This is a genomic window from Corallococcus interemptor (genome assembly GCF_003668875.1).
Classification (GTDB): Bacteria; Myxococcota; Myxococcia; order Myxococcales; family Myxococcaceae; genus Corallococcus; species Corallococcus interemptor.
Window position 1 is genome coordinate 1 of sequence record NZ_RAWM01000105.1, and the last position, 16,033, is coordinate 16,033.

Annotated in this window: 9 protein-coding genes; 3 read left to right on the forward strand and 6 right to left on the reverse strand. The window is 70.7% G+C overall.

The genetic code is table 11. The features are described 5' to 3' along the window. Both D7X96_RS28880 and D7X96_RS28885 read left to right on the forward strand, forming a co-directional pair. A partial coding sequence (locus tag D7X96_RS28880) for an MYXO-CTERM sorting domain-containing protein (RefSeq protein WP_244219763.1) occupies positions 1-329 on the forward strand: 329 nt, incomplete at its 5' end. A gap of 191 nt (positions 330-520) precedes the next feature. Further along, complete coding sequence (locus D7X96_RS28885) at positions 521-2,056, forward strand: S1 family peptidase (protein ID WP_121771227.1); 1,536 nt, start codon at positions 521-523, stop codon at positions 2,054-2,056. A gap of 80 nt (positions 2,057-2,136) precedes the next feature. Here D7X96_RS28885 and D7X96_RS28890 read toward each other — a convergent pair whose 3' ends face one another. From D7X96_RS28890 to D7X96_RS28905, 4 genes are all read right to left on the reverse strand, one after another. Further along, entirely contained in the window at positions 2,137-3,687 is a 1,551-nt protein-coding gene (locus tag D7X96_RS28890; RefSeq protein WP_233609662.1) for a DHA2 family efflux MFS transporter permease subunit, read from the reverse strand. A 6-nt stretch (positions 3,688-3,693) separates the two neighbouring features. Continuing rightward, entirely contained in the window at positions 3,694-4,974 is a 1,281-nt protein-coding gene (locus tag D7X96_RS28895) for an HlyD family secretion protein (protein ID WP_120546541.1), read from the reverse strand. A gap of 44 nt (positions 4,975-5,018) precedes the next feature. Next, positions 5,019-5,525, reverse strand: coding sequence for a MarR family winged helix-turn-helix transcriptional regulator (locus D7X96_RS28900; protein WP_120546542.1), 507 nt, complete (start codon positions 5,523-5,525; stop codon positions 5,019-5,021). Between the two features lie 130 nt (positions 5,526-5,655). Next, the gene (locus tag D7X96_RS28905; protein ID WP_158626646.1) at positions 5,656-6,738 is read right to left on the reverse strand and encodes a glycerophosphodiester phosphodiesterase family protein; all 1,083 of its coding nucleotides are present in this window, start codon (positions 6,736-6,738) and stop codon (positions 5,656-5,658) included. Positions 6,739-6,767: 29 nt separating this feature from the next. Between D7X96_RS28905 and D7X96_RS28910 the strand changes: the two genes are divergently transcribed. Then, positions 6,768-7,001, forward strand: a complete 234-nt coding sequence (locus D7X96_RS28910) for a hypothetical protein (protein ID WP_120546560.1) — start codon at positions 6,768-6,770, stop codon at positions 6,999-7,001. Here D7X96_RS28910 and D7X96_RS28915 read toward each other — a convergent pair whose 3' ends face one another. Further along, positions 7,002-7,442 (reverse strand): nuclear transport factor 2 family protein, encoded by a 441-nt coding sequence (locus tag D7X96_RS28915; protein WP_121771229.1) that lies wholly within the window; start codon positions 7,440-7,442, stop codon positions 7,002-7,004. Next, positions 7,432-16,029, reverse strand: coding sequence for a non-ribosomal peptide synthetase/type I polyketide synthase (locus D7X96_RS28920; protein WP_121771230.1), 8,598 nt, complete (start codon positions 16,027-16,029; stop codon positions 7,432-7,434). Before D7X96_RS28920 ends, D7X96_RS28915 begins: the two co-directional genes overlap by 11 nt. Positions 16,030-16,033: the final 4 nt, after the last annotated feature.

Consider the following 16,033-nt stretch of genomic DNA (forward strand, 5'->3'; position numbering starts at 1 on the left):
CCCCCACCCCCGTGCCGGATGACACGAACATCCCCGCGGAGGACCCCACGGTGGAGACCCCGACGACCGGGACCCCGGCACCGAGCACGCCGCAGTTGCCCACCTCCCCGCTGCCCACCGTGGGCGGCCAGACGCCGGGCACCTCCACGCCGGTGTCCAACAACCCCAACGGCCTGCCCGACTCCTCCGAGTCCATGGCCGGGGGCTGCAGCGCGTCCGGTGCGTCCGGCACCCTGCCCTTCGCCGGTGCCCTGCTGATGCTGGGTGCTGTCGCGCTGCGCCGCCGCCGGGCCCCCGCCCGCGCGCTGGCCCCGCGCGCGAAGCGCTGACTTCCGCCCGTCACCGAAGCAAGTTCCCAGGCCCGGTGCGTCTCGTGACGCACCGGGCCTTCTTGTTTCCTGGGACTTTCTTCGACTACACAAAAATGTCGGAGAATTTAAGCAATTCTTGAATTAATTGACCTTCTTGGCTCAGTCGGGTTTCGCTCCGGGCCTCCCCGCAGCACGAAAGGCAGGACCCGATGAAGCGCACCTCCGGTCTGTTCTCCACCGCGACGGCGCTGTTCGCCGGCGCCACGCTGAGCGTCATTCCCTCGATGGCGATGGCGGCCCCGTCCGCGGCGGAAGCGGCGCTGGCGCACGACGTGTCGCCCGAGCTGCTCTCCGCGATGCAGCGGGACCTGGGCCTGACGGCGGATGGCGCGAAGCAGCGGCTGGCGTCGGAGGCGGCGGCGGTGCGCGTGGAGGGGAATCTGCGCGCGGCGCTGGGCTCCCGCTTTGGCGGCGCGTGGATGAGCGCGGATGGCAGCCAGCTGGTGGTGGGCGTCACGACGGACGCGGACGCGGACGCGGTCCGGCGCGCGGGGGCGGTGCCCCAGAAGGTGAAGTACACGCAGGCGGAGCTGGACGCGGTGAAGGCCCAGCTGGACCAGGGCAGCCGGCTGGCGGGCCGCGCGGTGCATGCCTGGTACGTGGACGTGATGACCAACAGCGTGGTGGTGCTGGCGCAGGACTCCGCGCTGACGGGCGGCACGGACTTCGTCGCGAAGGCGGGCGTGAAGCACCCGGCGGTGCGCACGGTGCCGTCGCGCGAGGAGTTCCAGCCGGTGTACGACCTGCGCGGCGGTGACGCGTACTACCCGGGCGGCTCGCGCTGCTCCATCGGCTTCCCGGTGTCCGGCGGCTTCGTGACGGCGGGCCACTGCGGCGGCGCGGGCACGGGCACCAGCGGCTTCAACGGCGTGGCGCAGGGCACGGTGGTGGCGGCCAGCTGGCCCGGCAACGACTTCGCCTGGGTGCGCACCAACGGTTCGTGGGGGTCCCAGCCGTGGGTGAACAACTACGCGGGCGGCAACGTGCTGGTGCAGGGCTCGCAGGAGGCGGGCGTCAACGCGTCCGTCTGTCGCTCGGGCTCCACCACCGGCTGGCGCTGCGGCGTCATCACCGGGAAGAACGTCACGGTGAACTACTCGGCGGGCGCGGTGTACGGCCTCACGGCCTCCAGCGCGTGCGCGGAGGGCGGTGACTCCGGTGGCTCGTGGCTGTCCGGCAACCAGGCGCAGGGCGTGACGTCCGGCGCGGGCGGCAACTGCACCTCCGGCGGCAACACCGTCTTCCAGCCGCTCCTCCCCATCCTGAACGCCTACGGCCTGCAGCTGACCACGACGGGCGGCGGCGGCACGGGCGGCCCCATCATCGGCCTGGCGAACAAGTGCATCGACGTGCCGAACTCCAACACGGCCGACGGCACGCGCCTGCAGCTGTGGGACTGCAACGGCACCAACGCGCAGAAGTGGACCTTCATGTCGGACGGCACGGTGCGCGCGTTCGGCAAGTGCATGGACGTGGCCTGGGGCTCCAGCGCCAACGGCACGGCCATCCAGCTGGTGAGCTGCAACGGCAACCCGGCGCAGCAGTTCATCCTCTCCGGCGCGGGCGACCTGGTGAACCCCCAGGCCAACAAGTGCGTGGACGTGACGGGCGGCAACTCCGCCAGCGGCACCCCGCTGCAGCTGTGGGAGTGCAACGGCACCGCCGCGCAGAAGTGGCGCCGGTAGTCAGCGCCTGGAATGAAGAAGCGCGGGCCCCCGGTGCATCGGGGACCCGCGCTTTGTCGTTCACGGAAGCCCGCGATTCTTCAGTGCGCGCCTTCCACCTTCACCTTGGGGTCCGCCTTCTGGAGCATGGCCACCAGCACGAGGGCGCAGACGAACAGCGCCGCGAGGATGAGGAAGTTCGCGTTGAAGGCCCGCACCAGCGCCTGCGCGCTGATGCGCTGACTCAAGAGGCCGTAGGCGGCGCCCGTGGGGTTGAGCACGCCCCTGGCCGCCATGGCACCCGTCATCGAGGCCACCTGCTCCTGGGCCACCTGCCCGTAGACGTCCACGTGCGAGGTGATGGCCGTGACGTTCGCCTGGGTGGAGCGGCTGAGCGCGCTGCTCATCCACGCCGTGCCAATGGAGCCGCCCAGTTCGCGGGTGAGGTTGAAGAGGCCCGCCGCGTTGCCTCGCTGCTCCGGGCGCAGGTTGCTGAGCGCCATCACCGACAGCGGCACGAAGATGAAGCCCAGCGAACAGGCGCGGATGAACACCGGCGTGATGAGGGTGATTTCATCCACGCGCGTGCTCAGGTGGCCGTTGGTCCACAGGGACAGGCTCACGCCCAGCACGCCGAAGGCGATGAGGAAGCGCCCATCCACCTTGCCGCCGAACTTGCCGATGAGCGGCATCAGCAGCACCTGGATGGCGCTGCCCTTGAGGAAGATGAGCCCGATGTCCAGCGCCTCGTAGCGCATCACCGAGCCGCAGAAGAGGCTGAAGAGGAACGAGCCGGAGAACAGCGCCGTGCCCACGAGGAAGTTCACCCCCGTGGCCGCGGAGTAGCTGCGGTTGCCGAACACCCTCAGGTCCACCACGGGACTGGGCGTCTCCAGCTCGTGCACCACGAAGGTGATGAGCGCGATGCCCGCGACGACCGCCAGCAGCGTGATGAGCCGGCTGTCGAACCAGTCCTCGCGGTTGCCCTCCTCCAGCACGTACTGGAGGCAGGCCATGCCCACGGCCAGCAGCGCGATGCCGTTCCTGTCCACCTTCTCCGTGGACGCCTCGAAGTGGGGCTGTTCGATGGAGCGCCACGCCATGTACGCGGCGAAGAGGCCCACCGGCACGTTGATGAGGAAGATCCAGTGCCAGCTGGCCGCTTCAATGAGCAGGCCGCCCACGGTGGGCCCCAGGAGCGGGCCCGTCACGGCGCCCAGGCCGAAGAGGGCGCCCGCCATGCCGTGCTCCTCGCGCGGGTAGCGGGCGAAGAGGATGGCCTGGGACGTGGGGATGATGGCGCCGCCGCCCATGCCCTGGAGGATGCGGAAGGCCACCAGCGAGGGCAGGTTCCACGACAGGCCGCACAGCACGCTGGCCACCGTGAACAGGAGGATGGAGAAGGTGAAGTACTTCCGGTAGCCAAAGCGGCGCTGGAGCCAGCCCGTCATCGGGATGACCACCACGTTGGCCATCATGTAACCGGTGGACACCCAGGCGATCTGATCCAACGGCGTGCCGAAGCTCGCGCGGATGTCGCTCAGGGCCACGTTGACGATGGAGATGTCCAGCACGGACATCAGCGCCGCGGCCATGGCCGCGATGGTGATGCCCGCCTTGGAACCCTGGATGACGTCTCTGCGTGCGTCCACGGTGGGTTACTCCGCCTTCCGCGTATCCGCCGCCGCCGACTGCTGGGGCTCCGGCTTCGCGCCCGTGTCCACGGTGACGTAGACGCTCATGCCCGGCTTGATGGGCAGGTCCTTGCGGTCGCCGTCGAAGCGGATGAGCACGGGGATGCGCTGCACGACCTTCACGAAGTTGCCGGACGCGTTGTCCGGCGGCAGCAGGGCGAAGCGCGCGCCGCTGGCGCCCGCGAGGCTGTCCACGTGGCCCTTGAACGCGTGGCTGCCGAAGGCGTCCACCTCCACCTCCACCGGCTGGCCCGGGCGCATCTCACCGACCTGGTCCTCCTTGAAGTTGGCGACGACCCAGATGTCGTTCTGCGGAACGATGGCCATCAGCGGGCGCTCCGGGCCCACCATCTGCCCCACCTCCACCGTGCGGCGGCTGACCACGCCGTCCACCGGGGCGCGCACCTGCGCGTAGGACACGGCCAGCTCCGCGAGCGTCAGCGCGCCGTGCGCCTGCTTCAGGCGGGCCTCGGCGAGCTTCAGCGCGGCCTGCGCGGCCTGCACCTGCACGGGCGCCGTCTGCGCGGCGGTCAGCTTGCCCTGCGCGGCCTCCAGGCCACCGGAGGAGCTCTGGATGCCGGCCTCGGTGGAGGCCAGGCGGGCGCGGGACTGATCCAACGCGGCCCTGGCCTGATCATACGAAGCCTGGCGGGCGTCCAGGTCCGCCTGGGCGACGGCGCCCTGCTCGCGCAGCTGCTTGATGCGGCCCAGGTCCGTCTCCGCCAGCTTGAAGCGCGCCTCGGACGCGGTCACGTCCGCGCGGGCCTGGTCCAGCGCGGCCTTGGAGGAGCTGATGCCGCTGGAGGCCTGGGTGATGCCGGCGCGGGCCTGGCGCAGGTTGGCGCCCGCGTTGGCCTCCGTGAGGGTGAGCTGGGCCTGGGCGTTGGACAGCTGGGCCTCCGCGCTCATCACGTCCGCGCGAGCGACCTCCAGGCGCGCGTCCAGGTCCGCGTGGTCCAGCTCCACCACCACGTCACCGGCCTTCACGACCTGGTTGTCCCTCACCAGCACGCGGGCCACCTGCCCGGCCACGCGCGGCGACACGTTGGCGATGCGGCCTTCGACCTGGGCGTCGTCGGTGGACTCGTGGCCGTGGGTGAGCAGGTAGCGCGCGCCTCCGCCCAGCACCGCCACGCCCACGAGGATGGGCAGCACCTGCTTCGCGCGGGAGCGCTTCGCGGGCTTCGCGGCGGGGGCTTCGGGGGAGGGAGCGGCTTCCAGATTCGAGGCGGTACGGGTCGTCATGGTTGTTGCTCGGGACAGCGTTGAAGATGGGGTGTGGGGCGGATTCAGGGGTCCCGCAGGGCGGGGATGCCGGAGGACACCTTGGCGAGCAGGTCGCGAAGGGTGTCCCGCTCTTCCAGGCTCAAGGGAGCCATGAGCGCGGCGATGCGGCGGTAGTGGTCGGGCATCATGCCCAGGATGAACTCGCGGCCCTTGGACGTGAGGTGCACGGAGTACATGCGCCGGTCCTCGGGGTGGTCCGTGCGGGAGATGAAGCCGTCCTTCTCCAGCGTGTCCAGGAGGCCGGTGATGGTCGCGCGGCTGCAGCTCGCCAGCTCCGCGAGGTCCGCGGGACGCAGCGTCTCCCCCGCGTCCTCCGCCGCGAACAGCTGCACGAGCACCACGAACCGGCCGTGGGACACACCATGCCGCGCGAAGTGCGCTTCATAGGCACCGGTCAGCTCATTGGAGAGACGGAGCATCGTCAGGCAGGTCTCGATGGCGCTCGGGTCGAGCGCGGGAAACCGTTTGGCCAACTGCTTCAGCCGCTCGTACCGGGGCACGAGCTTCATCGGCGTGGCGTTCTTGGGACGGGGAGTGGCCAAGGCGAGACGTCTAGTAAGGCCCCTAACGATTTAGCGCAAGATGATTTCGTCACCTGACTAAATCCTTGATTTCACGACCGGTGGATGGACCGTCCAGCTACTCGGCGGCCTTCCCGCCGGCGGCGGTGGGGCGCGTCTGGAGGAGGAGAACAGGACGCAATCCGGGATGATTTTCCTGCACGGAGCGTACGGCGCGCAGGTCGAAGGACTGCACGTCCGCTCTCGTGGCGAGCCCCGCGTCATTGATATCCCGGGCGACCGCGGCGAGGTGCGCGGGAGCGATGTCTGTCTTCACGGACGTCTGTTTGAGTTCAACGTTGAAGCGGACACGGCGGGCGTTCCGGGCGCGGAGCGGATCGCGGGCGGCATGGGCGGCGTCCGTCTGGGCTGCGGCGAAGGCGAACACCTGGCCCAGGGTGGGCACGGTGTACGGGTCCGGGAGTCCCGTGCGGGCGGCGAACGCGACGGCTTCAGGAGAGAGGGCGCGGTCGTTCGTCTGCTCCGGACGGTCCGCGAGGAGCCGGTCGCAGACGAAGGTGGCTTGGAGCCTGGCGACGGTGAGCGTCGCGATGGGGATGGGCGCGGAGAGCGGGCTCCCATCCGCGTGGCGGCACTTCGTGGGGGACAGGTCCGGGTCGTGGGAGAGCACGGGGACGCCGTCGGCGGTGAGGACGGTGTCCAGCTCCAGCGTGGTCATGTGGTGGTCCAGCGCGGCCTCGAACGCGGGCAGCGTGTTCTCCGGCCGCAGGTTCCGCGCGCCCCGGTGGCCCTGCGCATCGAAGCGCTTCGGGTCGATGAGCCCGTCCGCGTCCAGCAGGTCTCCTGGAGTGCCGTCGCCATTGGCGTCGAAGTCACGCACCGCCCGGGCGAGGAGATCCGGCCGGTCACTGATGATGCCGTTCACGCCGCGCCGGAGCAGGGCCTGCATCGTGGGCAGGTCGTTCACGGTCCAGACGATGACCGGGTGGCCCGCGGCTTGGAGGCGCTCCAGGTCGATACCGCCTCCGGGCTGGAGCAACGCCGCGCTGGGCGAGCACACCGGGGCATGCGTCCGTGCGTGCGCACGCAAGGTGTCCATGAGGCGCACCGTGGGGTCGTCCGTGGGTGGGGCTGGAGGACGGCCCGCGCATGCACAGAGGAACACCGCGAGGACGTGGCAGGTGAACGATGCGGTGCGCATGGGCTGTCTCGCGTTAAGACGCTGAAGCGATGGACGTGAAGGATGCCACCGTGCAGGCAGCGCTGCGTCAGGCATGCGACGACGCGGGACTGCCCCAGTCCCTGCGGGGCTGCGTGTATCCGCTGCTGAGGGATCCAGAGGGCGAGTGGCCTCCCTGCTGTGGCGGAGGCTGCATGCCGTGCACGTCCACGCTGGCGGACGTGGCGCTGCGCACGCTGGAGCTGCTGGGCACGCCTCGACGCTCGCCGCTGCCTCCGGGGTAGTCAGCGGGACGTGTGGTCCACCAGGACTTCCGTGCGCGGGAGCGACCAGTGCATCTGCACCATCCGCCACTCGGTGCCCCGGCGTTCGAAGGCGCAGGTCATGCGGATGCCCTCGAAGGTGGCGGGTCTGCCGCCCGAGACCAGGGTGAGGTCCATCGCGGGCACCGTGAGGCAGGCCATGGTGGAGGGCGGCGCGCCGCCGTGCCACAGCGGCTCCGAGCGCGGCGTCACGCGGAGGTCGCGCAGGCCGTCGAACTGGAGGCGGAAGGAGCGCTCCACCTGCGCCCAGCCGATGAAGTGGAGATTGGAGTGCGTGCCCACGACCACGATGTCGTCGTCGTGCCAGAAGAGCGCGGACAGCGCCTCCAGGCTCCCGCGTTCATAGGCGTCCACGAACGCGGTGAAGCGCTGTGAGAGCTCCACCTTCCAGTCAGCCCGCATCGCGCTCCCCTTCCATCGCCGGGCTCAGCTGCTCCCGGATGATCCGCGCCACCTCCGCCACGTGGGGCTCCTCCATGACGGTGAAGTGGTTGCCCGCCACGTCGTGGAACTGGAACGACGCGGCCGTCAGCGCTTCCCACCAGGCCTCCGCGTGCGAGTCCAACACCGCGTCCCGCTCCGTGCTCCGCAGGTACACGAGCGGCACCGCGTGCCGTCCCGGCACGTAGGCGGCGATGGCCTCATTGGTGGCGAGCACCACGTCCCGCAGCCGCGAGTCATGCTCCATCGCCGTCCGCAATCCCTCCGCCGCGCGAGGGGAGATCTCCTGGAACGCGCCGATGAGCTGGAGCACGTCGCCCACGCTCCGGATGCCCAGCCTGCGTGAGTCGTCCACCGTCACCGTGTCGATCTGGATGACACCCGCCACGGCATGGCCCCGCTCCAGCAGCTCGGCCGCCATCTGGTAGGCGATGACGCCGCCCGAGGAATGGCCGCCCAGCCAGAAGGGGCCGTGGGGTTGGAAGGCCAGCAGCTCGTCCACGTACGCGCGCGCCATCGCCGGGACGTCGCGGTAGAGGACCTCGCCGGGCTCCAGGCCCGATGCCCGGAACGCGTGGACCGGGGTGTCCGCGCCCAGCTGCTTCGCCAGTGGCAGGTACGTGTAGACGGTGCCTCCAATGGGCTGCACCAGGAAGAGTGGCGTTCGTCCGCGCCGTCCCTCCTGGAGCACCATCCGGAGCGGAGCCGCCTTGAGGAGCGGCCTTCCCATCCGCTCCAACTCGTCCTGGACCGCTTTCACCCACTCGCCCAGCGTTGGGTGCTCGAGCACCGCGTGCAGGGACAGGGTGACCGACAGCCGCGTCTTGAGCTCGCGGTTGAGCTGCACGACCAGGAGCGACGTGCCTCCCAGTTCGAAGAAGTGGCTGTCCGGCGTCAGCGTGTCCACGCCGAGCAGCTCCTTCCAGAGGGCCTCCATGGAGGCCCGCACCTCTTCACGGCTGAGGGACCGGGGCGCCTCCGTGACCTCGGGCTTAGGGACCCGAGGCGTATTCTCCGCCAGCGAGTACCGCTTGCGCTCGAAGGGGTACGTCGGCAGCACGACGCGCCGGCGCGGGCTGCTTCCTCGCACGGAGCCCCAGTCCACGGGCAGGCCCGAGGACCAGAGCTGTCCCACGGCGTGGAGCAGGGCCTGCTCATCACGCCCCAACGTGTGCAGCACGATCCGCTCCCGGCCTACCCGGGGGTTCAGCAGCGTCAACGTGGAGAGCGTCCGTCCCGGCCCCACCTCCACGAAGATCCGCTCGCGGTCCTCCAGCATCAGCTCCAACCCCGAGGAGAACCGCACCGTGTGCCGCAGGTGGCGGGCCCAGTACGTGGGGTCGCGTGCGTCGTCGGCGTTGAGCCAGGTGCCCGTGACGTTGGAGACCAGGGGCATCACCGGAGGCTTCGTGCGCATCGGCCTGGCCAGGTCCGTGAGCGACTGCATCGCGGGCTCCACGAGCGCGGAGTGGAAGCCGCTCGCGTTCGGCATCCGCTTCGCCTTCACGCCGCGCGCTTGCAGCCGCGCCGCGAAGTCCTCCAGGGCCTCCAGCGTGCCGGACACCACGCACTGACCCGGCCCGTTGACCGCCGCCAGGGACAGCCCCGGGGGCAGCTCCTGCGTCAGCACGCCCTCTGACAGGGGCACGGCCAGCATGCCGGACGGAGGCAGTGCATCGCAGAGCCGGCCGCGCAGCGCGACCAGCGCCACGGCCTGCTCCAGCGACAGGACACCGGCGAGGCACGCGGCGGCGTATTCGCCCAGGCTGTGCCCCAGGAGGCTCGTCGGGTGAACGCCCCATGTGCCCAGGAGCCGTGCCAGCGCGTACTCCGTCGTGAAGATGGCGGCCATGCCCAGCGAGGGCACCCGCAGCGCCTCCTCCGCCTGGGGCCCTGGATGTTCGGTGAGCAGCGTGGCGCGAAGCTCGCGCTCCAGCTCCGGGCCGAAGAGCGCGGCGCAGGCGTCGAAGGCTTCACGGTACGCCGGAGCGCGCCGGTACCACGCCGCGCCCATGCCTGCCTCCTGCGTGCCCGTCCCGGGGAACAGGAAGCACACTTCAGGATGCGGGGACGAAGCGGGCTGCGAGGCGCCGTCCCGCCGGAGCTTCGCGATGGCTTCCGTGGAGGTCTCGCAGACGATGGCGCGCCGGTATCCGAACGCCGTCCGCCCTTCCTGCAACGTGTACGCGACGTCTGACAGGGGCTGCCCGGGATGTTTCTCCAGATGATCCGCGAGCCGCCGCGAGGCCGTGAGCAGTGCTCCCCCGCTCCTCGCCGACAGCACCAGCACCTCCGCCGACGGAGCCACCGGTACCGCCGGCTCGCGACGCGCCTCCTCCAGGACGACGTGCGCGTTCGTCCCGCCAATGCCAAACGCGCTGACTCCCGCGAGGCGCGGGAAGCCTTCAGGCACGGACCAGGGCCGTCCCTCCCGGCGCACCACGAAGGGTGACTGCTCCAGGCCCGTTTCCGGATGGGGCTGCTCGAAGTGCACGGTGCCCGGGAGGAAGCGGTGCTCCAGCGCCAGCGTCGTCTTGATCAACCCCGCCACGCCCGCCGCCGAGTCCAGGTGCCCCACGTTGCTCTTGAGCGCGCCCAGGACCACCTCCGGCTCCGAGGCCTCACGCGCTCCGAACGCGAGCCGCAGCGCCTGGACCTCCAGCGGGTCGCCCAGCGGCGTCGCCGTGCCGTGGGCCTCCACATAGGTGATGTCTCGGGGAGCCACGCCTGCGTCGGCGTGGGCTCGCGTGATGACGTCGCGCTGGCCCTCCACGCCCGGGGAGGTGAAGCCGGGCTTCGCGTTCCCATCGTTGTTGATGGCCGAGCCCCGGATGACCGCGTGGATGGAGTCCCCATCCCGCAGCGCGTCCGCCAGTCGCTTGAGCACCACGATGCCCACGCCGCTGGAGGGCACCGTGCCCTGCCCCTTCGCGTCGAACGGCCGGCAGTGTCCGTCCGGGGACGTGATGCCTCCTGGCTCATGCAGGTAGCCGGAGGGGCCGGACGCGAAGAGGGATACGCCTCCCGCCAGCGCCAGCTCGGCTTCACCCGCTCGCAGGCTCTGACAGGCCAGGTGCACGGCCACCAACGACGTGGAGCAGGCGGTCTGCACCGTGAGCGCGGGCCCGCGCAGGCCCAGCTGATACGCCGTCGCCGTGGCGAGGAACTGCCACGGATTGCCCAGGATGGACCGGTACGCATCCGAGGCCACCGACAGCGAGCGGAAGCGCGGCAGCACCTGATCCAACCAGTAGCGCGGCACGCCCGAGCCCGCGAACAGCCCTGCCTTGCCGGGCAGCCGCTTGGGGTCGTAGCCCGCCGCTTCAAGCGCCTCCCACGCGCACTCCAGGAACACGCGGAGCTGCGGATCCATCAACCGCGCGTCCAGGGGGCTGTAGCCGAAGAAGGCGGCGTCGAAGGACTCCACGTCCTCCAGCAGCCCCGAGGCCCGCACATAGGAAGGGTCCTCCAGGAGCGCCGGGTCCTCGCCCGCGGCGAGCAGCGTCTCCCGGCTGAACCGGGACAGGCCCTCACGGCCCTCCACCAGCAGCGTCCACAGCGCTTCGACGCCGGGCGCTCCCGGGAACCGTCCCGCCGTGCCAATGATGGCGATGGGCTCCGAGGCGCGCGCGAGGCTTCGCACCGGCGCAGGCGTCACTGGCTCCGGACGTGCGCCGGAGTCCAGGTGCCGCGCGAGGGATTCAATCGTCGGGAACTGGAACAGCGTGGCCATGTTCACGCGGATGCCCAGCTCCGAAGCCAGCGCGGCCTGGACCCGCGTGAGCAGCAGCGAGTTCCCACCCGCGTCGAAGAAGCCTTCCTGCCTGCCGACGCGCTCCACGCCGAGAATCCGGCACCAGATGCTCTCCAGTGCCTTCTCGCGATCCGTGGAAGCATCCGAGGGGGTCTTGGCGCTGGAGTAAGGCAGCGGCAGCGCGTCGCGGTCGAGCTTCCCCGTGGGCCCCAGCGGGAACGCCTCCAGCAACACCCACTCCCGGGGGACCATGTGCGGTGGAAGCGATTCCCCCAGCGCGTCCTTGAACGCGGGCGACAGCAGCCGTGACGCCGCCGAGGCATCCCGGGCGATGACATAGCCCACCAGGTGCCGCTCTCCCGCGAGGAGCCGGGGCTCGACCACGGCGTCCCGGACGTCGGGGTGCTTGCGCAGCACGGCCTCGATTTCGCCCGGCTCGATGCGGAAGCCGCGCAGCTTGAGCTGACGATCCGAGCGCCCGTGGAACTCGATGCCGCCGTCCGGCCGGTGGCTGGCGACGTCTCCGCTCTTGTAGAGGCGCGCTCCCGGCTCCGCGCTGAAGGGGTGCGGGATGAAGCGCTCCGCGTCGAGCTCCGGACGGCCCAGGTAGCCGTGCGCCAGGCCCGTTCCCCCGATGTAGAGCGCACCGCGCACACCCACGGGGACGGGCGTCAGGGTTTCATCCAGCAGGTAGACCTCGTAGCCCGGCAGCGGCGTCCCGATGGAGTACGGCCCCTGGCCCGCCACGCACTCCCCGGCCGTCGTGAAGACCGTGGCCTCGGTGGGCCCGTAGACCTGGATGAACCGGCGGCCCGGAGCCCACGTGTCCACAAGTTGCGCGGGCAGCTCCTCGCCGCCAATCGCGAGCGTCTTCAGGTCCGGAAGCGCCCGCCACGCCATGGAGCCCAGCGCCGACGGCGTGAACATCGCGGTGTGGATGCGCTGGCGCTCCAGGAAGTCCGCCAGCTCTTCGCCCGCGGCCACCGCCTCCGGCGCCATCAGGTACAGCGTGGCGCCAGAGAAGAGCGTGGGGAAGATCTCCGCGACGGAGAAGTCGAAGCCATACCGCGCGCACTGCGCCACGCGCTGGCCCGGCGCGAAGCCGAACTCCGACACCACGGTCTGGACCAGGTGCACCGCGCTCCGGTGCCCGATTCGCACGCCCTTGGGCTGCCCCGTCGAACCCGACGTGTAGATGACGTACGCGAGCGCCTCCCCGGTGACGCGGACCCGAGGGTTGTCCTCCCGCTCACCGCGCACCTCCTCCACCGCGACCACCGGAGCTCCCGCTCCGTCCATGAGCGCGAGCGTCGCCTCCTGCGCGAGGATGCACTTGAGCGCCGCGTCCCGCGCCGTGAACTCCAGCCGTGCCCGGGGATAGCCGGGGTCCAGCGGCACGTACGCCGCGCCCGTCTTCAGCGTCGCCAGCAGGGCGATGATCAGATCGAAGGAACGCTGGAGACACACGCCCACCCGGTCCCCGGGACCGATGCCCTGGGACATGAGGTGGTGGGCCAGCCGGTTCGCGTCCGTGTTCAGCGCCCGGTAGCTCAGGGCCCGGCCCTGGAAGACGAGGGCCGGCGCATCCGGCGTGCGCTCCACCTGGGCCTCGAACGGCGGGTGCAGACCGTCCGCGAGCGGCACGTCCGCCACGGGCCCGTGGGCCCATGCGAGCACGCGCGTCCGCTCCTCCTCCGAGAGCAGCGGCAACGCCCAGACCTCCTGCTCCGGGTCACGCGCGGCCTCGCGCAGCAGCGTCACGAAGTGCCGCGCCATCTGATGGATCATCCAGGGCTCGAAGACGTCCAGCGCGTACTCCCACCGCACGGACATTCCGTCGGGCCGCTCATCCAGTTCGATGGAGAGGTCCAGCTTTGACGTCCCGGTGTCGACGTCGTGGGGCTCCACGCGCCAATCCGACTCCGGCACCGCGATGCGCGGCTCCAGCGTGCAGGACACCTGGAACAGCGGGTTGGCGCCGGGGATGCGCGCCGGGTTCACCACCTCCACGATGCGCAGCAGCGGCGCGTCCTGGTGCTCCAGCGCCTCCAGGCAGACGTGGCGGACGTGCGCCACCAGTCCCCGGACGGTCAGCCCTTCGGAGAGGCGCAGCCGCAGCGGCAGCAGGTTCACGAAGTGTCCGGAGATGTTCCGCGACTCCTCGCGGCTCCGTCCGGAGAAGGCGCCTCCCATGACGAAGTCCTCCGCGCCGGAGTAGCGGTGCAGCAACGCGCCGAACACCGACAGCATCGTCATGAAGAGCGAAGCGTCCTCACCGCGCCCCAACGCCTTCACCGACGCCAGGAGGTCGCCGGGGATCCGCACGACGTGCTTCGCGCCTCGGAAGCTCGGGACGGGAGGACGGGGATGCTGCGTGGGCAACTCCAGCCGCGGAGCCCCCTTGAGCGTCTGCTTCCACCAGTCGAGCTGGGATGCGATGGCCTCCTGGTAGTGGGGCGCCTGCTGCCAGACGGCGGCGTCGCCGTACTGGAGCGGCAGGGGCGGCAGCGCATCGGACAGGTAGAACCGGTGCAACTCCTGGAGGAACGCCGCCATCGTGAAGCCATCCACGATGAGGTGGTGCATCACCAGCGCGAGCCGGCTCTCCGCCGCGCTCAAGCGCATCCACGTCGCCCGCAGAAGCGGCCCGTGCTCCAGGTCGAAGGGTTCGCGCGCCTCGTGGGTGGCCAACTGCAACGCCTTCGCGCTCCGCAGGCTTTCGGGGAGGGTGCGCAGGTCCACGCGCCGCAGGTGGAACGGCATGTCCGGCTCCACCCGCTGGAAGGGCCCCTCCGGCGTGGCGCCGAAGGTCGTCCGCAGCACCTCATGCCGGGCGATGAGCGAACGGAACGCGCGCTCCAGCGCGTCGGGCTGGAGGTCGCCTGGCAGGCTCAGCATGAAGGGCTCGTTGTAGACGGCGCTTCGAGGCGCCATCCGCGCCAGGAGCCACAGCTGCCGCTGGGCGTCGGACAGCGGCAGGGGCCGCGTGCGGTCCACCGGAACGATGGGAGGCAGGACGACGCTTCGCCCTGTCTCCCGCGCGGCTTCCACCCACCGCGCCAGCTCCGCGAGGTTCGGGCTGTCGAAGAGCGTCCGCACGGGCAGCCGGACCGACACCGCCTGCTCCAGCCGTTCAATGAGCCGGATCGCGAGCAGCGAGTCCCCGCCGGACTCCAGGAAACGGTCCTGCATTCCCACCTGCCGCGTCCCCAGGACCTCCGACCAGACGCGCGCGAGGGCCTGCTCCATCGGAGTCCGTGGCCCCTCCCCGTCCCCGCCGCCGAAGCGCGGCACCGGCAGCTTCAGGCGATCCACCTTGCCACTGGAATTGAGCGGCATGTGCTCCAGCACCATGACCGCGTGGGGACGCATGAAGTCCGGCAGCTTCGCCCCCAGATGCGCGCGCAGCTCCGCGTCCTCCAGCGCGGTGTCCCCTCGCGGGGAGACATACGCGACGAGCCGCTTGTCTCCCGGCGCCACCTCATGCACGAGGACCACGGCGTCCGCGACCCGGGGATGGGTGCGCAGGACGCTCTCGATCTCCCCAAGCTCGACGCGCGCGCCGCGAATCTTCACCTGGTGGTCCACGCGCCCCAGGAACTCCAGGTTGCCGTCCGTCAGCCACCGCGCCCGGTCTCCCGTCCGGTACATCCGCGCGCCGGGCTCGCCGCTGAATGGATCCGGGAGGAACCGCTCGCCGGTGAGCACGGGCCGGTTCAGGTAGCCCCGCGCGAGCCCTTCTCCGCCCAGGTACAGCTCCCCCGCTTCGCCCACGGGCAGCGGCTTTCCATCGTCATCCAGGACATGCAGCTGGAGCCCCGCGAGCGGCTTCCCGATGGGAATGGACCCGCCCGGCTCCGGAGGCGTGCGGAGCTCATACGCCGTCGCGGAGGTCGTGCACTCCGTGGGGCCGTAGCTGTTGAGCAGCCGCTGGGGCTTGCCCCGGGCCATGACCCGGGCCGCCCACCTGGGGTCCAGCACGTCACCGCCCACCATCAGGACGCGGAGCCCCCCGAACGCGTCCGGGATGGCGGCCGCCAGCTGATGGAACAGCGACGTGCTCAGCACCGCGGCGGAGATGCCATCCCGCCGGAGCTTTTCCGCGAAGAGCGGAGGCGACAGCAGCATGTCCCGTGAAACCAGACACAGCGTCGCGCCGTTGAGCAGCGCTCCCCAGACCTCCAGCGTCGAGGCATCGAACGCATACGACGCGGCCTGGAGGACGCGGTCCTCGCGCTTGAAGCCCATGAAGCCCGCATCCAGCACCAGCCGCGCCACGCCCCGGTGCGGGATGCACACGCCCTTGGGCCTCCCCGTGGAGCCCGACGTGTAGAGCACGTAGGCCAGCGAGTCCGGGCCCGCCCCGCCCCTCACGTTCACGGCATCCTGTTCCTCCGGAGCGGGAGGCTCGACGACGTGTCCCGTGAAGCGCAGCCCGTGCAGCGCCTCACTGCGTGCGACGAGGACCCGCATCCCGGAGTCCTCCATCATCGCGGCCAGCCGCTCCGGAGGATGCCCTACATCCAGCGGGAGATAGGCGCCTCCGGCCTTCAGGATGCCCAGCAATCCCACCACGGTTTCCGGTGTGCGGTCCGCGAGCACGCCCACGGGCTGGTCCGGCCCCACACCCAACGCTTGAAGCCGCCGCGCCAGCCCATTCGCGCGCCGGTTGAGCGTGTCATAGGTCCACACGCCTCCATCGAAATGGAGCGCCACGGCCTCCGGTGTCTCTCGTGCGTGCGCTTCAAAAAGCGTGGCGATGTCCAGCCGCGGGTGCGAGGAAATGGAATTCATGATG

What these genes read in the sequence shown, in the direction of transcription:
- D7X96_RS28920 (WP_121771230.1), bottom strand. Translation starts at nt 16,029, where the DNA reads ATGAATTCCATTTCCTCGCACCCGCGGCTGGACATCGCCACGCTTTTT.
- D7X96_RS28915 (WP_121771229.1), bottom strand. Translation starts at nt 7,442, where the DNA reads ATGCGGGCTGACTGGAAGGTGGAGCTCTCACAGCGCTTCACCGCGTTC.
- D7X96_RS28895 (WP_120546541.1), bottom strand. Translation starts at nt 4,974, where the DNA reads ATGACGACCCGTACCGCCTCGAATCTGGAAGCCGCTCCCTCCCCCGAA.
- D7X96_RS28905 (WP_158626646.1), bottom strand. Translation starts at nt 6,738, where the DNA reads ATGCGCACCGCATCGTTCACCTGCCACGTCCTCGCGGTGTTCCTCTGT.
- D7X96_RS28885 (WP_121771227.1), top strand. Translation starts at nt 521, where the DNA reads ATGAAGCGCACCTCCGGTCTGTTCTCCACCGCGACGGCGCTGTTCGCC.
- D7X96_RS28910 (WP_120546560.1), top strand. Translation starts at nt 6,768, where the DNA reads ATGGACGTGAAGGATGCCACCGTGCAGGCAGCGCTGCGTCAGGCATGC.
- D7X96_RS28900 (WP_120546542.1), bottom strand. Translation starts at nt 5,525, where the DNA reads ATGAAGCTCGTGCCCCGGTACGAGCGGCTGAAGCAGTTGGCCAAACGG.